Source organism: Rubrivivax sp. JA1055 (assembly GCF_020966565.1).
GTDB lineage: Bacteria > Pseudomonadota > Gammaproteobacteria > Burkholderiales > Burkholderiaceae_C > Rubrivivax > Rubrivivax benzoatilyticus.
The window spans coordinates 81647-102591 of sequence record NZ_JAJKFP010000003.1 but is presented as its reverse complement, the minus strand read 5'-3'; the positions used below and the strand labels follow the sequence as shown (position 1 = coordinate 102591).

16 protein-coding genes and 1 pseudogene are annotated in these 20945 nt (G+C 71.5%); all 17 read right to left on the bottom strand.

All coding sequences use genetic code 11. The features are described 5' to 3' along the window. Positions 1-94 precede the first annotated feature (94 nt). Complete coding sequence (locus LOC65_RS06090) at positions 95-1048, bottom strand: polysaccharide pyruvyl transferase family protein (protein ID WP_230246934.1); 954 nt, start codon at positions 1046-1048, stop codon at positions 95-97. Positions 1049-1389: 341 nt separating this feature from the next. Beyond that, complete coding sequence (locus LOC65_RS06085; protein ID WP_230246933.1) at positions 1390-2310, bottom strand: FkbM family methyltransferase; 921 nt, start codon at positions 2308-2310, stop codon at positions 1390-1392. Next, the gene (locus LOC65_RS06080; RefSeq protein ID WP_230246932.1) at positions 2295-3287 is read right to left on the bottom strand and encodes a polysaccharide deacetylase family protein; all 993 of its coding nucleotides are present in this window, start codon (positions 3285-3287) and stop codon (positions 2295-2297) included. Before LOC65_RS06080 ends, LOC65_RS06085 begins: the two co-directional genes overlap by 16 nt. Next, entirely contained in the window at positions 3284-4624 is a 1341-nt protein-coding gene (locus tag LOC65_RS06075) for a putative O-glycosylation ligase, exosortase A system-associated (RefSeq protein ID WP_230246931.1), read from the bottom strand. Before LOC65_RS06075 ends, LOC65_RS06080 begins: the two co-directional genes overlap by 4 nt. Beyond that, positions 4617-6002 carry a phenylacetate--CoA ligase family protein gene (locus tag LOC65_RS06070; protein ID WP_230246930.1) on the bottom strand — a complete coding sequence of 462 codons (1386 nt, stop codon included), beginning with the start codon at positions 6000-6002 and terminating at the stop codon, positions 4617-4619. The genes LOC65_RS06075 and LOC65_RS06070 overlap by 8 nt, the downstream gene beginning before the upstream one ends. Before the next feature lie 5 nt (positions 6003-6007). Continuing rightward, the gene (locus tag LOC65_RS06065; protein ID WP_230246929.1) at positions 6008-7240 is read right to left on the bottom strand and encodes a glycosyltransferase; all 1233 of its coding nucleotides are present in this window, start codon (positions 7238-7240) and stop codon (positions 6008-6010) included. Between the two features lie 2 nt (positions 7241-7242). Beyond that, the gene (locus LOC65_RS06060; protein WP_230246928.1) at positions 7243-8145 is read right to left on the bottom strand and encodes a methyltransferase domain-containing protein; all 903 of its coding nucleotides are present in this window, start codon (positions 8143-8145) and stop codon (positions 7243-7245) included. Between the two features lie 65 nt (positions 8146-8210). Continuing rightward, positions 8211-9418 (bottom strand): annotated as a pseudogene (locus tag LOC65_RS06055) (TIGR04063 family PEP-CTERM/XrtA system glycosyltransferase). A 2-nt stretch (positions 9419-9420) separates the two neighbouring features. Beyond that, positions 9421-11364, bottom strand: a complete 1944-nt coding sequence (locus tag LOC65_RS06050) for an XrtA/PEP-CTERM system amidotransferase (protein WP_230246927.1) — start codon at positions 11362-11364, stop codon at positions 9421-9423. 368 nt (positions 11365-11732) lie between these two features. Further along, the gene (locus tag LOC65_RS06045; protein ID WP_230246926.1) at positions 11733-12929 is read right to left on the bottom strand and encodes a TIGR03088 family PEP-CTERM/XrtA system glycosyltransferase; all 1197 of its coding nucleotides are present in this window, start codon (positions 12927-12929) and stop codon (positions 11733-11735) included. Continuing rightward, positions 12926-13930, bottom strand: a complete 1005-nt coding sequence (locus LOC65_RS06040; protein WP_230246925.1) for a glycosyltransferase family 2 protein — start codon at positions 13928-13930, stop codon at positions 12926-12928. The genes LOC65_RS06045 and LOC65_RS06040 overlap by 4 nt, the downstream gene beginning before the upstream one ends. Before the next feature lie 9 nt (positions 13931-13939). Further along, positions 13940-14335 (bottom strand): GtrA family protein, encoded by a 396-nt coding sequence (locus tag LOC65_RS06035; RefSeq protein ID WP_230246924.1) that lies wholly within the window; start codon positions 14333-14335, stop codon positions 13940-13942. A gap of 3 nt (positions 14336-14338) precedes the next feature. After that, entirely contained in the window at positions 14339-15517 is a 1179-nt protein-coding gene (locus LOC65_RS06030) for a hypothetical protein (RefSeq protein ID WP_230246923.1), read from the bottom strand. 281 nt (positions 15518-15798) lie between these two features. Then, positions 15799-17079, bottom strand: coding sequence for a nucleotide sugar dehydrogenase (locus tag LOC65_RS06025; protein ID WP_230246922.1), 1281 nt, complete (start codon positions 17077-17079; stop codon positions 15799-15801). Positions 17080-17115: 36 nt separating this feature from the next. After that, the gene (gene xrtA / locus LOC65_RS06020; protein ID WP_230246921.1) at positions 17116-18675 is read right to left on the bottom strand and encodes an exosortase A; all 1560 of its coding nucleotides are present in this window, start codon (positions 18673-18675) and stop codon (positions 17116-17118) included. Between the two features lie 11 nt (positions 18676-18686). Continuing rightward, the gene (locus LOC65_RS06015) at positions 18687-19898 is read right to left on the bottom strand and encodes a TIGR03087 family PEP-CTERM/XrtA system glycosyltransferase (protein WP_230246920.1); all 1212 of its coding nucleotides are present in this window, start codon (positions 19896-19898) and stop codon (positions 18687-18689) included. A 2-nt stretch (positions 19899-19900) separates the two neighbouring features. After that, positions 19901-20938, bottom strand: a complete 1038-nt coding sequence (locus LOC65_RS06010) for a FemAB family XrtA/PEP-CTERM system-associated protein (RefSeq protein WP_230246919.1) — start codon at positions 20936-20938, stop codon at positions 19901-19903. Positions 20939-20945 lie beyond the last annotated feature (7 nt).

Sequence of the window (20945 nt, the reverse complement as noted above, 5' to 3'; positions counted from 1 at the left end):
GTGCCATCCCCCCCGCGTTCGGGGCGGTGGGGAGCGCCGGGCACGTGCGACCTGCGCAGTGCTTCACGCCCGGCATTGGCCCGGAGGCCGGCGTTCACCCGGCGGCCAGCGCCGCCCGCCCGTGCTGCCGCAGTGCCTCCAGCGCCGTGTGCATGGACGCGAGCCGGGCGTCATGTGTCCTCGGGTCGGAGAGCTGCCCGCCCTGGGAAGACAACCGGCGCAGCGCGGCCACCGCGGCCTCACGTTCCTCCGGCGGGCTGCACTTCGGCAACGGGGGCTCCCAGTCGGCGCGGTACAGACCGCTGGCGAACAACCGCCGCTTGACGGCCTGCTTGGCGCGGTCCCGCCAGGGCAGCCCGAGGCAGAGGCTCCACAAGGGCTGCAGCGCATCCGGGCAATACCGGACCCGCATCGCCTCGGTCCAGTCCTGCCATTTGAAGTCGGCGATGTGCGGGTAGGCGCGCACGGCAATCCATGGAACGCGCAGCGCGTCGGCCACGATGGCGCCATGCATCGCCTCGCTGACGAGTTTTTCGCAACGGCCGATGTCGCGGAGCACGGTGTCGACCGGGTGGCGCGGATCGATGTAATGCAGGCCGGCATCGTGCGCGACCGCCGCCCAGTCGAAAGCCTCCGCACTGTCGCAATGGGGCATGAAACCGACGCGGCCGGGAACCGGTGCAGCGAGGGCGCGTGCGCTGTCCGCCACGAGTATCGCGGGGTCGGTCACGGCGAGTTCGGGCGGCAGCCCGAGGGCGCGAGCGGTCAACGGCCCGCGGACACAGAAGAAATGCCAGCGATCATCAATCGAGGGGACGGTGCCATAGCCATGGCCGGCGCCGAAGACGAGCGTCCGGCGGGCGACCGGCACACGGTGATTGAGCAGCGTGCCGATGCCGACGAGCAGTTCGTCGGGGTCGTCATCGAAGAATGTCGGGCCGAGCAGCCGTGGCCAGAGCCACAGATTCAGGTCGTCACCGAAATTGCCGGACGGATGTCGATAGTAATAAAGCCGCAATCGACCGACCCTTTCCCCGATTGAAATCATCGCCGATGCAATGCAAGCCACCGCACGCCATGGCCGGGGCAAACACTGCTGGAAATGAACCCCATATGAACCGGCAAAATACCGGCAAAGGACCGCATCAGGCAAACCCGCCGAATGATCGCACCGCACTCACGGCGGTGGACGGACAAACGTCCAGTCAGGCCACCCCGAACGACGGCACGACCGCGGACGCCAGAATTCAGTCTTTGAGATGACCGAGCGGCTGCCGCCCAACATATCAGGCTTTCCCCAGCCGGGATCAGCCCAGGGGAAATTGGGCGGGGGCGGTTGTAATCAAATGCTGCACCCCGCGCGCCGCCGCCGGCAGCCGCCGGCGTGCACTAGGCGAAGGGAATCGCCCCGGTCAGCCGCGATGCCTCTCCAGCCGGGACGAAGAGAACGTCCTCCTGGCGGCCCGCGCGCTCGATCTCGGCGGCGCTGGTCCGCGACAACGAGAACCCCGCCGGCGAATGGGGGCCGTACTCGGCCTTGATGCGCGGGATGCGCAAGGCCTCGTAGCCGAACTCGCCGAGGTAGGCAAAGGTGTCCAGCGGCGCCGCGCCGCCGCGCGCCTTGAAGCGCGGCGTGATCTCGGCGATGACGAACGGGCGGCTGCCGCGCGCGAACACCGCCTGCATGCCCCGCAAGACCTTGGCCTCGCCGCCTTCGACGTCGATCTTGACCAGGCGGATGTCGGGGCCCGCCAGGTCCAGTTCGTCGAGGCGCCGGATCGAGACACGAAGCTCCTCGGCGTCGGGGATCGGATCGAGCGAGCTCCAGCCGGTGTCCAGGCGCGACTGGAAGAAGCGCATCTCGCCGGACTCGTCGCTCAGGCCGCAGTCCTGCACGCGGACGGTGTCCGCGCAGCGGTTGAGCGCGACGTTCGTCTTCAGCAGGCCCAGCGCGCGGGGCGCGCACTCGAACGCGAAGACCCGGCCCTGCGGCCCCACCCAACGGGCCGCGGCAATGCTGTAGTAGCCGAAGTTCGCGCCGACATCGACGAACACGTCACCGGGCCGCAGCAGGTGCCGGATGACGGCGGTGACGGTGGGCTCCCACTGCCCGGTCAAGGCGAGGCGGGCTCCCGCGTAGTCATGGGCGGGAACCTGGAACACCTCGCCGGAGCGAAGGCGCGCGTCGACCAGCCCTTCGGTGCGTTCCAGCGCCTTCAGCCCCGCGGCATAGGCCCGCCACTTGAAACGCTGGGTATGCGGATTCATGAGATAGCGCGACAAGGCGCGCAGCATCAGCCTCTCGAACATGCGGCGTCCTCCGGCCCCGACCGGTCGCGGACCAGCAGATTGGCAAGCAGTCGCATGCCGAAGCGGCTCCGCCCCAGGTCCCAGGGGGTGAAGCGCGGAAGGCGCAAGGGATCGGTGTCGCGGCGCGCTGCGCCCCAGTCCGTCGTGACCGCCAGCTCGAAACCCGCCTCGCGGGCCATCACGACGTGCTCGCGGGTGAAGTCTTCTCCCGGCCGGCCGTTCGGATAGGCGAACAGGCGGACCGGCGCGTCGATCAGCGTCTCCAGCACGGCCTTGCCGCCGACGATCTCGGCCCGCGCGGTGCCGCTGTCGAGCCGGGCCAGGATGGGGTGATCGACGGTATGGCCGCCGATGCGCATGCCCGCGGCATGCAGCGCGCGGACCTGAGCGCCCGTCATCATCATGTCGCGCGGCAGCTGGACCCCCGCGACCCGCGCGACGGCCTCGGTGGCCCGCCGGCGCTCGTCGCGGCCGACGTACTTCAAGGCCCGGATCAGCGCCTCGGCGGCCTGGCGGCGCTCGGCGACGGTCACCACCGGCAGGCGTCCGAGCGGCAGGCCGACACGCGCCTCGACGTCCAGGCTCGGAGCCGTCGTGCGCCGCACGGCCTCGATCAGCACGTCGTTCCACATGATGCCGCCGTCGAGGAAGCCGCTGGCGACGAAGAAGGTCGCGTTCAGGCCGTGCCGGCGAAGGATCGGCAAGGCGACGTCGTGGTTGTCGGCGTAGCCGTCATCGAAGGTGATCGCCAGCGCGCGAGAGGGCAGGCTGCCATCGCGCAGGCGACGTCCTGCCTCGTCCAGCGGCAGCACGTTGAACCACGTCGAGAGCCAGCCGCACAGGGCGTCGAAGCGCGCCGCATGCATCTCCTGCGGAAACAGCGGGTCCGGCTCGGGCAGCACCCGGTGAAAGATGAGGATGGACAGGCGGGCGCGGGCACCGGCCGGCGAGGCGAGTCCGAGCGCGGCGCGGATCACGTGGCCTCCTTCGCCAGCGGGGTCTTCGGCGGCTTCGGCGGCACGATGCCGAGCAGGCGCTGCCAGCGCTTGGGCGACTCGGGCACGGGCTCGGTCTCCCAGCTTCGCCGGCGCACCCAGACGCGGACCATCACCACCATGGCCATGACGTTGTAGGGCCAGTCGAAGTGCGCAAGGTTCAGGAAGGCGCCGCCGACCGCGTAGCCGACCAGCGAGACCTGGCACATGGCGCCGAGGTCACCCGCCCAGCGCGCCTGCGGGATGCCCCGCGTCTCCTTGCGCAGGCGGCCGGCCGCGTTCCAGGTCACCAGCCAGAGCAGCAGGAACAGGCCGAGCCCCACGAAGCCGTGCTGGCCGAGGATCTGGAAATAGATGCTGTGCGCAACCGGGTTGCCGACGACGGTGAACAGGCCGAACTGCTGGTACAGCTCCGGGCGTCCGGCGTTGAACCCGACCCCGAACGGGTAGTGCAGCGCGACCTCCCAGGCCAGCCGCCAGGCGGTCAGCCGCCCCATGGCCGAATCGTCCTCCTGGTACTCGCCGATCGTGGAGATCCGGTCGGCCCATTCGGGCGGCATCATCGTCAGCAGCAGCAGCGCCGACACCACGAGGATGACCGCCGTCAGGAAACGGTTGCGCCCCCGCCACCACAGCACGAGGCCCATCGCGCAGATCGCGAGAAAGCCGCCGCGCGACTGGCTGCCCAGCGCCGCCGCCGCCACGAGGAACATGCCGGCGGTCAGGCTGGCCTTCAGCCAGGTGCCGGTCACCTGCAGTTGCAGGAAGCGCAGCAGCGGGATCGTCATCACCAGCGCCAGCGCGAGGTGGTTGTTGTCGTAGATGAAGGTGCCGGGCGGCCCCCAGACGCGGTGGGCGCCGCCGGTGGCGATCGTGAACAGCCCGCCCTTGATGCCGAGCATCGCCAGCGACAGCGTGGCGACCCAGACGAAGGTCATGATCTGGAACCGCGTGCGGATCAGCATCAGGGTCACGAGGACCATCAGGTTGACCTTCATGACCTTGTCCCACTGCGCGTAGTCACGCTCGGGGTCCAGGCCCATCAGCCACGAGATCGTCATCCAGCCCATGAAGATCGCCAGGATCACCGGCGGCGCGCCCTTGAACGGCGACTCGCGCGCGTCCCTCGCCGCCAGCATGCCGACCAGCGTGCAGACCGCCGCCAGCGCAGCCACCGGCGCTGTCAGCGCGAAGCCGTAGGCGAAGCGGTGCGGATTCATCAGGCTCAGCCATGTCCACAGCAGCACGCCGATCCACGGCCGCCGCAGCGCCATCAGCGCCAGCGGCATCACGATCATCATGATCAGGATGTCACGCATGCGGCACGCCCTCCTGCGCCGGCGCCGCGGCCACGTGGCTGACCACGTAGCGGTACTTGCCCGACTTCTCCGGCGCGATGGCGTCGACGTAGCTCACGTCCACCTGCACGCCGGCACCCAGGCGGCGCTTCAGCCCGGCCTGGATCTCGGCGGCGCGCGCCGGGCGGTCGAAGCCCTCGTCGGCGACGAGCTGCACCTCGGTGCGCTGCAGGCTGTGCTGCACGATCTTGAAGCCGCGCACGCCGGGCAGGTCGCGCACGACGTAGACCAGCGCCAGGCCGTGCATCACGGTGCCGTCGGCGGCGACGATGAAGTCGGTGCTGCGGCCCTGGATCTCCTTCACCAGCGGCAGCGTGCGGCCGCAGGCGCAGCGCGCGGTGTCGAGCACGGCGACGTCGCCGGTGCGGTAGCGGATGAACGGGAAGTCCTTGGTCGCCAGGTGCGTGACGACGATCTCCCCCGACTGCCCCGGCGGCAGCACGCGGCCATCGGGCGCGACGATCTCGACGATCACGTCCTCGGCCGTCAGGTGCAGGCCGCCCGAGGGGCACTCGTGGGCGATGAAGCCGGCGTCGCGGCTGCCGTAGCCGTTGGCGACGCGGCAGCCGAACAGGCGCGAGATCGTCTCGCGCTGGTCGTCGTAGAGCCGTTCGCTGGTGACGAAGGCGACCGCTATGCCGAGATCGTCCATCCTCTGGCCGCGGCGCTCGGCGTGGCACGCGATGTGGCTCAGCGCGCTGGGGTAGCCGAACAGCATCTTCGGCCGGCGCGCGCGGATCGCGGCGACGAAGCCGTCGAGCCTGGCCTCGCTCATCTCGAAGGCCGGCAACAGCTCGGTGCGCAGCAGGCGGTCGCGCCAGGCGCGCACGCGATCCTGGGCGCCGAGTTCGATCGGGCTGCCCCAGACGACGATCTCGGGGTCGCCGATGTCCACGTCCCACCAGCGTGTGGCGCGCCACTTGGCGGCGACGTCGTGGCTGACACGCTCGCGGCCGATGAAGAAGATCAGCGGCTCGCCGGAGCTGCCGCCGGTGTTGAAACGCGCCAGGCCTTCGGCCTGCTCGTGGCGCAGGCGCTCGCCCTGGGCGCGCACGACGGCCTTGCTCAGGAAGGGCAGGCGCTGCAGGTCGGCCACCGAGGTGACGGCCGCCGGGTCGAAACGGTGTTCAGCGAACAGCTCGCGGTAGTACGGCACGTGCTGGCCGGCCTGCGTCAGCAGCGTGCGCAGGCGTTCGACACGCAGCGCCTCCAGGCGCTCGGGCGGCCACCACTGGCTGGCCTCCAGGCCGCGGCGCACCGCGACGCTGTCGTGGCGCTTCAGGCGCTCGTGCAGCGGAAACAGGACGCCGGAGGTGAAACGCGTGTAGAGCCCGCTCATGGTGTTCAGGGGGCCGCGGCGGCCGCCCGTTCGCCGGCGCCGCGGTGCAGCGTGCGGAACACGGCGACGAGCTCGGCGACACGCCGGTCCCAGGTGTTGGCCGCAGCGTAGCGGCGGATCGTGTCGGCATCCCAGTCGCGCGCCAGCGCGTCGGCGACGGCCGCTTCCAGCGCCGGGCCGTCGCCGAAGGGCACGACGCTGCCCAGTTCAGCGCGGCAGACGACTTCGGCGTTGCCGCCGACGGCGGTGGTCACGACCGGCAGACCGCAGGCCATCGCTTCGAGGAACACGTTGGCCCAGCCTTCGTTGCGCGTGGCGAGCACGAAGACGTCGGCCGCCGACAGCGGCCCGCGCAGCGCGTCGGGCGGCAGCGGGCCGAGGAAACGCACCGCGTCGCCCAGCCCGGCGGCAGCCACCTGGGCGCGCAGCTGCGGGCCGAGGTCACCTTCGGGGCTGGGGCCGCCGACGACGAGGTAGACCAGGCCGGGAAACCGTTCGCGCAGCGCCGGCAGGCGCTCGATGACGCGGTGGAAGCCCTTGCGTTCGCACAGCCCGCCGACGCTGACCAGCACCGGCGCGTCGGCCGCCAGGCCCAGCGCGGCACGCGCCTCGGCCCGCGGCAGCGGGTTGAAGCGCGCCAGGTCGACGCCGTTGCCGACGACCTGCACCTTGTCGGCCGCGATGCCCAGCCCCAGCGCCACCTGGCGCAGCGACTCCGACACCGCGAAGACCTGCGTCGCGCGCTGCAGCGCGGCGCGCAGCTTGGGCGCCAGCGCCGGGTCGTGCGCCTGGCGCTGCTCGGTGCCGCGCAGCGTGATCGTCACCGGCACGCCCAGCCAGCGGCCGAGCAGCGTCGCGGCATAACCGTCGGGACAGGCGAAGTGGGCGTCGATCAGGTCGAGCCGGCCTTCGCGCTTCAGGCGCGCCAGCCGCGGCCAGGCGGCCAGCGCCATCGCCAGTCCGTCCCAGCCTTTCAGCGCGCCGGGCACGCTGACAAACCGCGGGAACCAGACCTCGTGGCCCTGCTGCGTCTCGTGCCGCGGCGCCCCGGGCCGGAAGCCGGGCTTGAAGCGCCGCAGCAGCGACTGCAGCGGGAACCACGGCGTCGGCGCCACCACGGCCAGCGGCAGCTCGCGGCCGACGCGGAACATGCGCTCGCGCACGAAGAGGCCGGCACCGGGCTGCACGGCGCTCGGGAACAGGCTGCTGAGGACGACGATGCGGGGCGTGTCCGACACGGTCACGGCGCTGGCCCACCGGGCTTTCGGAACACCAGCCAGAAGCCGAGCACGGCCAGGTCCTCGTCGGACACGCCGCGGAACGGTTCGGCCAGGAAAGGACGGACGGCGGCCACATCGGCCGCCGCGGCACGATGCGTCGGCTCGAAGTCGACGACCTCGACCGGCAGGCTCTCGACGATGCGGCGGTAGCGGTCGATGCGCCAGCGGTTGGGCACGCCCTTGGCCGAGTACATCCAGCGCCAGGACGCCTCCGACCAGGCCAGGAAGTCCAGCGGGTTCTCGCGGTGCAGCCCGTGGCTGCGCAGGTCGACGAGGTGGATCGCGAGGGCGCCGGGTTTCATCGCGCGCACCATGTCGGCGAAGGTGGCCTCGAGGTCGTCGACGTGTTCCAGCACCGCGCGCGAGAAGACGAAGTCGACGCTGTCCACGAGCCCCGACAGGCCGCTCGGACGCACGAGGTACTCGATGCGGCGGGGATCGAAGCCGGCACGCGGGTCAGCGGCATCGCGCAGGCAGGACAGCAGCCGCGGGCGCTGCGCGGGATCGGCGCAGCCCGCGACGAGATCGGACACGACGCGGGCGTTCTTGTCGGACAGGCTGACGAGCGGGAAACGGTCGACGCAGCAGACCCGCTCGGCGCCCTGGGCCACCATCAGCGCGGCGACGCCCGGGAGGTCGCCGGGGCCGTACTCCATCAGCTGCTTGCCGGCCAGGAACGCGGCGGCGTCCCGGGGCGCCATGCCGAGGCGGGCGAAATACTCGTCGACGCAGAGGCGGAAGTAGCCGGCCACGTCGGCAGCCGCTTCCTCGGCCGCGGCGCCGCGGCCGGTCTGCCCGGTGAGACGTACGTAGAGCGCAGGCGCAAAACGCGCCAGTTGGTTGGTGGCGACGGCACGCAGCACGCGACGCAGGGTATCCGCCGGCGAGCCGCCGGCACCGGGTCCACGCAGCGTCCCGTCGGCCACCGTCAGCGCCCCCCGGCGGCGATCAGGCGCTCGTAGACCGGGCGGTACAGCCCGGCCGAGTTGGCCCAGGTGCGTTCGCGCTCGACGAACTCGCGGCCCGCGGCGCGCAGCGACGGCCACTGGTCGCGGCGCGCCAGCAGGTCGTCGACGGCGTTGGCCAGGGCCTCGGCGCTGCCGGCCTGGAACAGCCAGCCGGTCTCGCGGTTGCGGATCAGCTCCTTGTGGCCGCCGACGTCGCTGGCGACGAACAGCCGGCCCTGGGCCATCGCCTCCAGCGGCTTCAGCGGCGTGACCAGCTCGGTCAGCCGCATGCTGTGGCGCGGGTAGGCGAGCACGTCGACGAGGTCGTAGTAGCGCTGCACCTCCTGGTGCGGCACACGGCCGGTGAAGACCACCTTGTCGGCGATGCCCAGCGACTGCGCACGCTCCTTGAGCAGTTGCTCCTGCGGGCCGCCGCCGACGAGCAGCGCGCGCATCTCGGGCCGGCGCTTGAGCAGGCGCGGCATCGCGTCGAGCAGCAGGTCCAGGCCCTCGTAGGCGTAGAAGCTGCCGATGAAGCCGACGACGGTGGCGCCGTCCAGCCCCAGCCGGGCCTTCAGCGCCGCGTCGGGCTGGCCGCCGGGCTCGAAGGTGTCGACGTCGACCGCGTTGGGAATGACGGTGATCTTCTCGCCGGCCACGCCGCGGCCGACGATGTCGCCGCGCAGGCCCTCGCAGATCGTGAAGACGTGGCCGCCTCCTTCAGCGCCGCGGTCTCCATGCGCCGCGTCAGGCGGTAGCGCAGGCTGCCTTCGGTGGTCGTGCCGTGGTCGACGGCAGCGTCCTCCCAGAAGGCGCGCACCTCGTAGACCGCCGGGATGCGCTGGCGCTTGGCCACGCGCAGCGCGGGCAGCGCGTTGAGCACCGGCGAATGGGCGTGGATGACGTTCGGGCGCAGCTTGAGCGTCAGCTCGTTGATGCGCTTTTCCAGCCGGCGCATCAGCGCCATCTCGTTGAGGCCGGGAACGCCGCCGGCACTGGCCGGCACCACGGTGCGATAGAAATGCCAGCCTTCGACCGTCTCCTCGGGGACGGTGGTGGCGTGTTTGGGACTCGTCACATGGAAGGTCTCCCAGCCCATGCGGCGCTGCTCGGTCAGCAGCGACAGCGTGCGGAAGGTGTAGCCGCTGTGCAGGGGGATGGAGTGATCCAGGACGTGCAGGACGCGCAATGTCATGCCAGCGCTTCGGCCTCTCGCGAAATACCCTGCGCGCCGACGGCGCCGGCATCGACGACGTTGCGCAGGAAAGCTTCAAACATCAGCAGCGTCCACAGCGGTGCGCTGTAGTCGCGGGTGCCGGCCTGGTGGGCATCCACCAGGTGCTGCAGATAGGAACGCTCGAACCAGCCCGTCGCCGACAGGCGCTCGCCGAGCACGGCGTCGCGCACGCGGTCCTTCAGCGGGCCGCGGAACCAGCGCGCGAGCGGCACCGAGAACCCCATTTTCGGCCGATACAGCACCTCGTCGGGCAGCATGGGCTCCATCGCCTTCTTCAGCAGGAACTTGCCCTCCTGGCCGCGGACCTTCAGCGACGACGGCAGCGTGGCCAGCCACTCGACGAGCTTGTGGTCCATCAGCGGCTCGCGCACCTCCAGGCTGTGGGCCATGCTGGCGCGGTCGACCTTGGTGTTGATGTCGCCGACGAGGTAGGTCTTCAGGTCCAGGTACTGGATCAGCGCCAGCGGGTCGTCGGTGCCGGCGCGTGCGGCATGGTGCTCGAAGACCTGCTGCGCGTCGTAGCCGGCGAGCAGGCGCTTCAGCGCCGGGCTGAACAGCTGGCGGCGCATGTCGCCGCGCAGGATCGAGACCGAGTGGAAGTAGGCCTCGACCGAGCTGCGCGCCATGCCCTCGAAGGTGGTCTTGGCGCGCAGCACGCGCGGCGCCCAGTCGGCCTTGGGGTAGAGCCGGCCGAGCATGCCGAACACCGGCTGGCGCACCGCCGCCGGCAGCGCCGAGCGCATGCGCTCCTCCATCAGGTGCAGGCGGTAGCGGCGGTAGCCGCCGAAGTTCTCGTCGCCGGCGTCGCCCGACAGCGCCACCGTGACGTGCTTGCGCGCGAGCTGGCAGACGCGGTAGGTGGGGATCGCCGAGCTGTCGGCGTAGGGTTCGTCGTACAGCCGCGCCAGCGTGTCGATGAGGTCGAAGTCGTCGGACTTGACGGTCTCGACGCGGTGGTCGGTGCGGTAGCGGTCGGCGACGAGCTGCGCGAACGCGCTCTCGTTGAACTTGGGGTCGTCGAAGGCGATGCTGCAGGTGTTGACCGGGCCGTCGGACAGGCCGGCCATCGTCGCGACGACGGCGCTGGAATCGACGCCGCCGGACAGGAAGGCGCCCAGCGGCACCTCGGCGATCATGAGCAGCCGCACCGACTCGCGCAGGCGGTGCTGCAGCTCCTCGCAGGCGTCCTCCACCGAGGTCGGGTTGCCGAGCGTGAAGTGCACGTCCCAGTACTCGCGCGGCTGGGGCAGCGGCTCCCCTCGGCGGATGCACAGGGTGTGCGCGGGCGGCAGCTTGCGCGCCTGGCTGAAGATCGTGCGCGGCTCGGCGACGTAGCCCAGCGCGAAGTACTCCTCGACGGCCAGCGGGTCGAGGTCACGCTTCAGGCCGCCGTGGGCGAGCAGCGACTTCAGCTCGGAGCCGAAGAGCAGCGTGCCGTCGTCGAGCAGCGCGTAGTGCAGCGGCTTGACGCCCAGGCGGTCGCGCGCCAGGAACAGCGTCTGGCGGTTGCGGTCCCAGAGCACGAAGGCGAACATGCCGCGGAAGCGCTCGACGCAGCGTTCGCCCCACTGCTCCCAGCCGTGCACGATGCACTCGGTGTCGCTCTTGGTGTGGAAGACGTGGCCGGCCGCCTGGAGCTCGGGGATCAGCTCCTGGTAGTTGTAGATCTCGCCGTTGAAGACGACGACGACCGAGCCGTCCTCGTTGCACAGTGGCTGCTGGCCGGTGGCGATGTCGATGATCGACAGCCGCCGGTGGCCGAAGCCGACGCCGGGCTCGACGTGCACGCTGCCTTCGTCGGGGCCGCGGTGCCACTGGGCGTCGTTCATGCGCGCGAGCACGGCCGGGTCCACCGGACGGGTGCCGCGGGTGTCGAAGAGGCCGGTGATGCCGCACATGGGTTGTTGCTCCGCCTGGACTGCCTTGCCGGGGCGCCGGGGCGACGGGCAGACCTCGCCCCTTGCCATGGGCCGACGCGCCCGCCGCCATGGTAAGTGCAGGCGACGCCGCGACTCGGCGTTCGGCGCCGGGCAGGTGACTTGTGCACGCCTCGCCCCCTCGAAGACGGGGGCCGCGGCGGGGTTCAGGACGGCTTGGGACGGCTTGGGGTCAGGTCTTACGAGACCTGACCCCGATCCCCCGCTGAGGCGCCTTTCCAACCAGCAGCCTGGGCAGCCTGGGGTCAGGTCTTGTGAGACCTGACCCCGATCCCTGACCCCGATCCCCAGCAGCTCGTCGTACAGCGCGGACGGCCTGGGGTCAGGTCTTACGAGACCTGACCCCGATCCCCACTGTCCCCGATCCCCAGCAACTCGTCGTACAGCGCGCGATAGCGGCCGACCATCGCGTCGAGGCTGAAGCCGTCGACGACGCGGCGGCGGCCGGCGGCGCCCTGCACGGCGGCGCCGGCCGGGTCCGAGGCCAGCGCCACGAGGCCGGCGGCCAGCGCGTCGACGTCACCGGCCGGCACCAGCGCGCCGGTCGTGCCGTCGTCGACCAGCTCGGCGTTGCCGCCGACGCGGGTGGCCAGCACCGGCAGGCCGCTGGCCATGGCCTCCAGGATGGTGTTGGAGATGCCCTCGGCCAGCGACGGCAGCACGAAGGCGTCGAGCGAGCGCATCAGCTCGGGCACGTCGCGGCGCTCGCCGGGCAGCCAGGCCAGATCGGCCGCACCGCCCTGCGCCAGCACCGCCTGCGCCTCGGCACGCAGCGGGCCGTCGCCGACCATCACCAGGCGCAGCACCGGACGCAGCCGCGGCGCGAGCTCCAGCGCGCGCACGAAGGCGCGCGCCAGCAGCGGCTGCGCCTTCACCGTCTGCATCCGGCCGACGGTGCCGGCGACGAACAGCGCCGGGTCGGCGAACGGCGAGCCGGCCAGCGCCTCGCGCCCGTCCGTGGCAGGACAGAAGCGCCGGGTGTCGACGCCGTTGCAGATGCGCACGATGCGCCGCGGCGGCACGCCCACGCGCTGCTCCAGGTAGCCGGCGAGGTCCTGCGACAGCGCCACGTAGCGGTGCACGAACGGGCGATAGGCGCGCCGCATCCACTGGTAGCGGCGCACCGTGCCGTCGGGGTCGTCGACGTCGCGGCCGTGTTCGCCGTGCACACGCGCCGGCACGCCGCACCAGGCCGCCGGCACCTGGAACTCCAGCGCCGCGAGGTTGCGCGTGTGCACGACGGCCGGCTTCAGCTGGCGGAACACCTGCGCGAGCCTCGGATAGAGCTTCACGCCGTGGCCTGGCGGCTTGTGCAGCGAGACGAACTCGACGTCGTCACGCTGGATGCGCGAGGCAAAACCGGGCACGACCTCGGTCAGCGCGACCACCGCATGCCGATAGGCGTCGGCCGGCATGTGGTTGATCAGGTTGACGACGCCGTTCTCGAGGCCGCCGGTGTCGAAGCGGTAGACGAGGTGGAGGACGAGGGGGCGGCTGGCGCGCGAGGCGGGTATCGGAACGATCACGACAGGATGGAGGGGCGAGGATCCGGCGCCGCAGCATCCCGGCCCGGGATTGGCGCGACGATCATCTGGTCGACGAAGTACAGCGGCCGCCGCTTGGTCTCGACGAAGACCTTGGCCAGGTACTCGCCGATGACACCCAGCGACAGCAACTGGACCCCTGAGATCAGGAAAAGCGGGATGACGATCGAGGCCCAGCCGGGTACCGCCTCGTCGGTGAACAGGCGGACGAACAGGGCCCAGAAGCCCAGCCCCAGGCTCAGCACCGAGACCAGCAGCCCGATGGTCGTGATGGCACGCAGCGGCGCTGCGGAGAACGAGGTCACGCCCTGCCAGGCGAGCTGCAGCATCTTGCGCAGCGGGTACTTGGACTCACCCGCGAAGCGTTCGGCACGCGCGTATTCCACCGTCGTCGACGGGAAGCCGAGCTGCGGGATCAGCCCGCGCAGGAAGACGTTGGTTTCCGGGTAGGCCCGAAGCGCCTCGATCGCACGACGGCTCATCAACCTGTAGTCGGCATGGTTGAAGATCACCTCGACACCCAGTCGGTCCAGCAGCCGGTAGTAGCCCTCGGCGGTGAAGCGCTTGAACGCAGTGTCCGTCGCGCGCGAACTGCGGACGCCGTAGACGATGTCATGGCCTGCGGCGTGGGCGTCCAGCATCCGCGGAATGGCTTCCAGATCGTCCTGCAGGTCGGCATCGACGCTGACGATCACGTCGCCAGTGGCACTCAACAGGCCCGCGAGCAGGGCGATCTGGTGCCCGCGGTTGCGCGACAGCTTGATCCCGCAGACCCCGATGCCTGGTTCGGTGCCGGCGTCGCGGATCAGCGACCAGGTCGCGTCACGGCTGCCGTCGTCGACGAGCCAGATCCGGCTCGCAGCGTCGATTCGCCCTTCGCCGACCAGCCGCTCGAGCAGCTGGCGCAGGCGCCGCACGGTCTCGGGCAAGACCTCCTGCTCGTTGTAACAGGGCGCGACGACCGCTAGCACGGGAGGTTTCATGGTGACGGCTCAGGCACGTGGGATCGCGGGGGCGACCGACCGGAACACAAAGAACTTGCTGCCGAGAAAGAACGTGACGGTGTAGGGCACGGTGGCCAGCGCGTGGGCCAGGTAGGCGTCGATGTGCCAGGCGTCGCGCAGATGCAGCAGCGTCAGCAGGTTGAAGCCGTAGGCGATGGCGAAGACCAGCAGGAAGCGCATGACGGCCGGCGCGCGGCGGCCGCGGTCGGCAAAGGTCCAGCGCCGGTTGAGCACGAAGCTGACACACAGACCCACGGCATAACCGCAGGCATTGGCCGCAACGTCGCCGAAGCCGCCGGCCCACTTCAACAGGTAGATGGTCCCCAGGCCCACTGCCGTGTTGAGCACGCCGACGATCAGGAAGCGCAGCACCTGGAACAGCATGGCTCAGGCCTTCCGCGCTGCACCACGGCCGAGGCACAGCAGCACCAGGAGGACGAGGACCGGCAGCAGCGTCGGCAGGTGGTACTTCGTCCCGCTCTCGAAGACGGCATGGATCGCTGTCAGGTAGGCGGTTGGCAGCAGGAGCAGCCACGGCAACGGAGGCGCCGCGGCGGCACGGCGCAGCACACGCCCCACCCCGTGGACGGCCGCCACCCACAGCAGCAGCCAGGGCAACGCCGCCGTCGCCTTGAGTCCCAGATAGGCGAGCCAGGGCAGGCGGTCGGGGTCGGCGCGAAAGGCGGCATAGGCCGGGTACGACTGGTCGCCGGGAAACAGCAGCACCCGCGTCGCGCACAAGCGCAGGAAGTCCAACGGCCGGGATCGAACCCACTCCACCGCGAGGCGCTTGCCGACACGGTCGCCCTCCAGTTCGGGAAGGGACTCGACGTCGACCTTGCCGGTGGCCACGAAGGCTCCGGTCGCCAGCTCGTTGTTGGCCCGATAGAGGTTGCTGCCGCCGTTCGTCGACACCAGCACCGGGTGGCCGAGCACGCGGAGGTTGCGCATCGACCACGGCGTGACAACCAGCAGCATCGCCAGCACCGCCAGCACAGCGGCCCTGAGCACCGCGACGAATGGCTGGCGCAGCAGAAGCGCCACGGCCGCCGCCAAGACCGGCAGCAGCTGCAGCGACGGCTGCACCAGCATCATGGCGCCGACCAGGAGACCGGCGGCGGCGGCGGCCGGCCAGCGCTGCAGCGCATCGCAGCTCCAGCGCAAGGCCCAGGGCATCAGGGCGATGACGATCAGCTCCTTTTCGGGCAGGCCGGCGAGCATCACGTGTGCGGGCCACAGCGCCGCCAGCCAGACCGCGGCCACCGCCGCGCCATCGTCCAGGCCAAGCCTCCGTGCCAGGCTGTAGGTGCCCAGCGCGCCGACGACGAAGAAGACGAACCCGAACGCGGCCACTGCCAGCGCCGCCGACGGCAGCGCGGCGAGGAAGGGCAGCAATGCGAAGGCCATGCCCGGCGGCCAGTAGGCCCGGGTGGGACCGGCGCGGAACTCGCCGTGGGTCAGCAGCCCCTGGGCCAGCGAGAGATAGGCGGCGCCATCCGACGCCGGCGCCGGCTGGACCGTCACGACCCAAACGAGCCGCAGCACCAGCCCCGCGACAAGGGCCATCCACAACCGTCCCCGCAGAACGCCGAGCACAGCCCGCCAGAGGGCCAAGACGGGGGCTCCCGCCCACACGGCAAGCAGTGCCGCCACGACGCCGGCGGAGGAGCATCCTGCGACCCAGGCCCACGACAACGGCGCCGACGGACTGGCCGACTGGAATGCGAGAGAAGCCGGGAATCCGGCGAACACGAGTGCGCCAAAGACGCCCACGACGAGCGCCGGCCCCATGGCGCCGCGCGTCTCCAGGCCCCGAGGCCCGGACACTGCGGCGCCGGAGGGGGGCCTCACAGCCTCCACACCCTCAACCCCGCCGCCTCCAGCGCCCGCGCGTCGAAGGCAGCCTTGACGTCGATGAAGGCCCCGCCCTTGACCAGCTTGCGGCACAGGTCGTCGGTGCTCAGCTCGGCGTACTCGCGGTGCGCGACGGCGGCGACGATGGCGTCGGCGCGCGGCAGGTCCTCGAACGGCACCAGGCGCACGCCGTACTCGTGCATCGCCTCGTCGGCCTCGGCCTGGGCGTCGGTGACGAAGACGTCGACGCCGTAGCTCTCCAGCTCGTGGATGATGTCGATGACCTTGCTGTTGCGCAGGTCGCCGCAGTTCTCCTTGAAGGTCAGGCCCAGCACGTTGACACGCGCGCCCTTGACGTAGCTGCCCGAGGCGATCATCTGCTTGATCGTCTGCTCGGCGATGAACTTGCCCATGCCGTCGTTGATGCGCCGCCCCGCCAGGATGACCTGCGGGTGGTAACCCAGCATGTCGGCCTTGTGCGTCAGGTAGTACGGGTCGACGCCGATGCAGTGGCCGCCCACCAGCCCCGGCTTGAACTTCAGGAAGTTCCACTTGGTGCCGGCGGCCTCCAGCACCTCGCTGGTGTCCAGCCCGAGCTTGTTGAAGATGATCGCCAGCTCGTTCATCAGCGCGATGTTCAGGTCGCGCTGGGTGTTCTCGATGACCTTGGCGGCTTCGGCGGTCTTGATGCTGCTGGCGCGGTGCACGCCCGGCACGATGATGCGCTCGTACAGCTGCGCCACCTTCTCCAGCGTCTCGGGCGTGTCGCCGCTGACGATCTTCAGGATCTTGGTCAGCGTGTGCTCGCGGTCGCCCGGGTTGATGCGCTCGGGGCTGTAGCCGACGAAGAAGTCGCGCTTCCACTTCAGGCCCGACTCGCGCTCCAGCACCGGGATGCAGACCTCCTCGGTGGCGCCGGGGTAGACGGTGCTCTCGTAGACGACGATCGCGCCCTTCTTCATGTGCCGGCCGACGCTGGTCGACGAGCCGATGAGCGGCGTGAAGTCGGGGATGTGCGCCTCGTCGACCGGCGTCGGCACGGCGACGATGATGATGTCGGCCTCGGCCAGCAGCGCCGGGTCGCTGGTGTAGACGGCGTGCGTGGCGGCGGCGAGCTCGCTGTCGGGCAGCTCGCGCGAGGGGTCGCGGCCGGCCTGGCAGGCGTCGACCTTGTGCTGCGCGATGTCGAAGCCGATGGTGCGCATCTGCTTGCCGAACTCGACGACGAGCGGCAGGCCGACGTAGCCCAGACCGATGACGGCGACGGTGTTCACGGTGATTCTCGCTTTCTGCAATGAAACGGGGTGGGGTCAGCGCGTGTCGTGCACGCGCTGCAGCAGCGTGCCCAGCGGGGTGAGCTGGGCACGCAGGAAGGCCTCGATCGCGGCGTCGGACGCGGCGGGGTCGCCGGCATCGGCGTAGAGCAGCAGCGCGGCGCCCTCGTCGCCGCGGCCGGCCAGGCGCGCCAGCGCGCCGGCGAGCTTGGTCTCGACGTCGCCGCCCAGGAAGCGGCCGTCGACCCAGTACAGCCGCCAGACGACGATGCGGCGCTGGTCGGCGCCGGACAGCGACACGCGCGACAGGATCTCGGAGCGCCGCAGCACCAGCGGCCGGCCGTCGAGCTCGATGCGGCGCGCACCGTGGGCGGGGATGGCCCACTGCGTGTCCTGCATGCCGACCAGCAGGTGCTGGCTGCTGACGATCTTGCGCGTGTCGCTCTGGCCGCGGTAGTAGTCGACGTGCACGCCGACGAGGCCGGCCGGCCCGGCGTAGCCGGCGCGCACGCGCAGCGCGCCGTCGTCGAACGCGGGCGTCCAGTCGGCGGCCGGCGGCGTGGCCTGCGTCCAGTCGCCCAGCGCCTGCGGCAGCACCAGCTGCGCCGGGGCGGCGGCGCCCTCGGCGCGCTGCAGCAGCGCCAGCAGGCCGTGCGGCAGCAGCGCCACCAGCGCGACGGCGGCGGCCGTCGCGGCGACGGGCCGCCAGGCGCCGGCGACCGGCGCGGCGCCCCGGGGGCCGGGCGCCGGCGCGGCCTCGGGCTCGGACCAGCGCGCGCCGACGAAGAACATCACCAGGATGATCACGCCGAAGAACACCCAGCCGTAGAGCAGGTGGTCGACACCGACGGCGATCTTGTTGCCCGAGAGGTGCGCCAGCATGACGATCAGGTAGGCGCGCAGCCAGTTGGCGACGATGGGCACGGCGATCGACAGCGCCATGAACACCGCGCGCCGCCGCCAGGAGCGGTAGCTCAGGTAGGCGAACAGCGAGCCCACCATGAACGAGGCCATCAGGTAGCGGATGCCGCTGCATTCGTCGATGACCGACCAGCTGCCGCTGGGGATGACGAAGCTCTGGCCCTCGCGGTAGACCGGCACCCCGGTGAGCTGCAGCGCGCCGACGACGAAGTCGGCCGTCCACTCCATCATCATCGGCAGCGCGAACTCGCCGAAGGGCACCGCCAGGAACAGGAACAGCAGCGGGAACAGGATGCGGCGCGCGACGGCCAGCCCCAGCACCGCCGGCACCGCCAGCACCAGCGTGGCGACGAAGGCGAACTGCTCGGCGGCGTTGACGGCCACCAGCTCGGCCAGCAGCCACAGCGCGGCCAGCGCGAGCATTGGCAGCAGCAGCCAGGGCTGCGGGCGCGGCGCCAGCGCCGCGAGTTCGGCACGCTTGCGCCACACCAGCCAGAGCACGATCGGCGGCACCAGCATGCAGTGCGCGAAGGTGTCCGAGCGCCACCAGACCTCGGCCATCGCCAGCGCGGTGTCGCGGTAGAACCAGCCGACGGCGGCCAGCAGCAGGCCGAAGGCGGCGAGCGCCGGCGGCCAGGGCGTGGCACGGGGCAGCGGGGCGGGGACGGCGCTCATCGTCGGGCTCTTCAGGCGGCGCGCCCGGCGAGTGCCGCGGCGAGGTGGTCGTCGATGCGCGCCAGGTTGGCGCTCCAGGCGTAGTCGGCGAGCACGCGCTGGCGGCCGGCGGCGCCCAGCGCCGAGGCGCGCGCCGGGTCGGCGAGCAGCGCGCCGACCTCGTGCACGAAGGCCGGCGCGTCGGCGGCGAGCACGATCTCGCGGCCGTCGGCGGCGCCGATCGTCGAGCCGCAGCCGGTGGCGGCGACCACCGGGCGCGCCATCGCCATCGCCTCGAGCACCTTGTTCTGGATGCCGCGCGCCAGCCGCAGCGGCGCGACGACGACGTCGGCGTGCTGCAGGTACGGCCGCACGTCGGGCACGGTGCCGGTGACGTTGACCGCGTCGCCGGCCAGCGCCCGCACCGCCGGCGCCGGGCTGCGGCCGACGACGTGCAGGCGCAGCCCCGGGTGCGCGGCGCGCAGCGCCGGCAGCGCCTCCTGCGCGAACCAGACGACGGCGTCGACGTTGGGCCAGTAGTCCATCGCGCCGGTGAAGGCGATGGCCGGCGCGCCGGCCGGGTACGGCGACGCGCGCGCGGGCTCGGGCGCGAAGAACTCGGCGTCGACGCCGTTGGACATCGCGTCGACGGCGCCGGCGCACTCGGGAGCGAGCGAGCGGAACAGCTCGGTCTCGCGTTCGGTGACGAAGTACGAGCGGCGCGCGGCGGCGGCGACGCGGCGCTCGTAGTCCAGCAGCCGCCGGCCCTCGCGGCGGTAGAGCCAGGCCAGCGGGCCGCCGCGGTCGGTGGCGAACTGCGCCCACTTGGCCGAGTCGACGTCGACGAAGTCGACCAGCGTCGGCAGCCCCAGGCCCTCGGCGTACTGGGCCATCGACGAGCAGAAGACGACGACCGCCTCGATGCGCCGCTCGGCGACGGTGCGGCGCACCCAGCGCGCCATCGCCGCGTGCTGGTAGTAGCGCAGCGTCAGCGCGCGGCCGTCGAGCAGCGCCGCGAGGCTGGCGGCGCGTGCGCGCAGCGGATGCAGGCGCGGCGCGAACAGGCTGGCGCAGTCGCGCGCCAGCGTCGGCACGTGGACCTCGTCCTCGGGGTCGTCGACGAAGGTGCCGACATGGACCTCGTGGCGCGCGGCCAGGTGGCGCAGCAGGTGGTACGAGCGCACCTTGTCGCCCTTGTTGGGCGGGTACGGCAGGCGGTGGGCGAGGAACAGCAGCCGCGCCATGGTCAGCCCAGGCTGCGCACGATGTGCGGGCCGATCGTGTTGGCCATCGCCAGCGGCATCCGGCGCCAGGCGCGGATCAGCAGCTGGTACTTGGCGTTGCTCGGGTTGTGCTGCGGCACCGCCTCGCGGCTGAACAGCCGGTACTCGTAGGTCAGCGGCGTCGGCTCGAAGCCCCAGTTCTTCTTGAAGGCGTAGGGCCCGGTGCCCTGCTTGCTGCGGCCGTAGTCGAAGGTCTTCAGGCCGCGCGCGCAGGCGTGGCGCATCAGCTCCCAGTACTTGAAGTCGTTGGCGGCGAGGTCGCGCGCGGCCTCGTCGTCGCCGGCGTAGTACGGCAGGATCTCGTCGCGGAAGTAGAAGCTCAGCACCGAGGACAGCGGCCGGCCGTCGGGCGCGCTGACGGTGAGCACGCTGCAGTCGCGGCCGAACTCGCGGCGCAGCGCCTGGAACCAGCGTCTTGGCATCGCCGGCGTGCCGTGGCGGTGCACGTTGTCGGCGTAGAGCGCGAAGAAACGCTCGACGCCGTCGTCGAAGGCGGCGGTGAGGCCATTCTTGATGCCCTTGCGCACCATCGCGCGCTGCTTGCGCGGGATGGCCAGCAGGTTGGCCTCCTCGTCGGGCAGGATCTCCTTGCGGAAGGTGACGTAGAGCTCCTGGCGCGGCCAGCCCTCGTGGCGGCGCGCCAGCTGGCGCAGCTCCAGGTGCTCGACGCCCATCCCGCGGCCCAGGCGCTCGGCGGCGGCCTCCAGCAGCAGCGCGGCGTCCTCGTCGTCGGCGGCCACGCCGCCGTAGACCGCGAACGGCAGGCTGGCCAGCGAGTGGCCGAACAGCAGGCTCTTCACGCGCGCCAGCGGCAGCACGCCGACGATGCGCCCGCCGCGCTCGGCGCAGAGGAAGTGCGTGTCGTGGCGGAACACCTCGCGCAGCACACGCTGCCAGCCGGCGCGGTGGAAGAAGGTCGCCTGCGGGCAGGCGAGCACGTACTCGTCCCAGGCCGCGGCGAGGCGGCCGTCGTCGGGGGCCAGACGCCGGACGGTGGTCACGGCGGGC